Annotated in this window: 1 protein-coding gene; it reads left to right on the top strand. The window is 44.7% G+C overall.

Annotation, left to right across the window (positions count from 1 at the left end):
- Window positions 1-376, top strand: a 376-nt coding sequence (locus HMPREF2613_RS06310) for an SIALI-17 repeat-containing surface protein (RefSeq protein ID WP_148129945.1), incomplete at both ends; no start/stop codon positions are given.

Genomic DNA, 376 nt, shown 5'->3' with positions numbered 1-376 from the left:
GAAAAAGATAAGGGTGAAATGGTTTACCACTTGTCAGAACCAACCAATGCCAACCATCTACGCCTTGTTTCAAGCCTTCCTGAAGGAGCGAAAGCACGAGTTCAAGCGAGAACACTTAAGGATGGACAAGAAAGTTGGACAGATCTTGGTGCCATTACATCTAGTCTCCAAACCTTTGCTATCCGCAATGGTGGTTCTCTTCTAGATGTTAAACTGGTCTGGGAAGGTGGCAAGGCTGAGTTTTATGAATTGGCGAGCTTCTATCAAGAATTGACAGAAGAACCGGTTCAATCAAGCAAGGGTGAAGAACCAGCACCAGTGCTTGAAGTACCTGAATTTACAGGTGGTGTCAATGCAGTTGAAGCTTTGGTACATG

It is taken from the genome of Streptococcus sp. HMSC070B10 (assembly GCF_001808665.1).
GTDB lineage: Bacteria > Bacillota > Bacilli > Lactobacillales > Streptococcaceae > Streptococcus.
The sequence above is the reverse complement of the archived record's forward strand: the minus strand, read 5'-3'. Positions and strand labels throughout refer to the sequence as shown.